1 rRNA gene is annotated in these 1,588 nt (G+C 58.3%); it reads left to right on the forward strand.

Going from position 1 to position 1,588, the window contains the following annotated elements:
- The first annotated feature begins 24 nt into the window (after window positions 1-24).
- Window positions 25-1,575, forward strand: a 16S ribosomal RNA gene (locus BQ9890_RS00005).
- The last annotated feature ends 13 nt before the right edge of the window (window positions 1,576-1,588 follow it).

Consider the following 1,588-nt stretch of genomic DNA (forward strand, 5'->3'; position numbering starts at 1 on the left):
TGGGTGGGTTTTTCTGAATGTTTTTGTTCGGAGAGTTTGATCCTGGCTCAGGACGAACGCTGGCGGCGTGCTTAACACATGCAAGTCGAACGGACTGCTTCAAGCTTGCTTGGGGTGGTGAGTGGCGAACGGGTGAGTAACACGTGAGTAACCTGCCCTCTTCTTTGGGATAACGGCCGGAAACGGCTGCTAATACCGGGTATTCACTGGTCCTCGCATGGGGGTTGGTGGAAAGGGGCCTCGTTTGGGGTTTCTGGTGGGGGATGGGCTCGCGGCTTATCAGCTTGTTGGTGGGGTGATGGCCTACCAAGGCTTTGACGGGTAGCCGGCCTGAGAGGGTGACCGGTCACATTGGGACTGAGATACGGCCCAGACTCCTACGGGAGGCAGCAGTGGGGAATTTTGCACAATGGGCGCAAGCCTGATGCAGCGACGCCGCGTGAGGGATGGAGGCCTTCGGGTTGTGAACCTCTTTCGCTCATGGTCAAGCCGCGGATGTGTCCGTGGTGAGGGTAGTGGGTAAAGAAGCGCCGGCTAACTACGTGCCAGCAGCCGCGGTAATACGTAGGGCGCGAGCGTTGTCCGGAATTATTGGGCGTAAAGGGCTTGTAGGCGGTTTGTCGCGTCTGCCGTGAAATTCCCTGGCTTAACTGGGGGCGTGCGGTGGGTACGGGCAGGCTTGAGTGCGGTAGGGGAGACTGGAATTCCTGGTGTAGCGGTGGAATGCGCAGATATCAGGAGGAACACCGGTGGCGAAGGCGGGTCTCTGGGCCGTTACTGACGCTGAGGAGCGAAAGCATGGGGAGCGAACAGGATTAGATACCCTGGTAGTCCATGCTGTAAACGTTGGGCACTAGGTGTGGGGACCGTCCTTGGTTTCTGCGCCGTAGCTAACGCTTTAAGTGCCCCGCCTGGGGAGTACGGCCGCAAGGCTAAAACTCAAAGGAATTGACGGGGGCCCGCACAAGCGGCGGAGCATGCGGATTAATTCGATGCAACGCGAAGAACCTTACCAAGGCTTGACATGTACCGCGACACTGCAGAGATGTGGTGGCCTTCGGGGTGGTGCACAGGTGGTGCATGGTTGTCGTCAGCTCGTGTCGTGAGATGTTGGGTTAAGTCCCGCAACGAGCGCAACCCTTGCCCTATGTTGCCAGCACGTTGTGGTGGGGACTCGTGGGGGACTGCCGGGGTTAACTCGGAGGAAGGTGGGGATGACGTCAAATCATCATGCCCCTTATGTCTTGGGCTTCACGCATGCTACAATGGTCGGTACAGAGGGTTGCGATGCCGCAAGGTGGAGCGAATCCCTTAAAGCCGGTCTCAGTTCGGATTGGGGTCTGCAACTCGACCCCATGAAGGTGGAGTCGCTAGTAATCGCAGATCAGCAACGCTGCGGTGAATACGTTCTCGGGCCTTGTACACACCGCCCGTCACGTCACGAAAGTTGGTAACACCCGAAGCCCATGGCCCAACCGGTTCGTCCGGGGGGAGTGGTCGAAGGTGGGATTGGCGATTGGGACGAAGTCGTAACAAGGTAGCCGTACCGGAAGGTGCGGCTGGATCACCTCCTTTCTAGGGAGCCTCT

The sequence above is a fragment of the Actinomyces provencensis genome (assembly GCF_900155435.1).
Classification (GTDB): Bacteria; Actinomycetota; Actinomycetes; order Actinomycetales; family Actinomycetaceae; genus Pauljensenia; species Pauljensenia provencensis.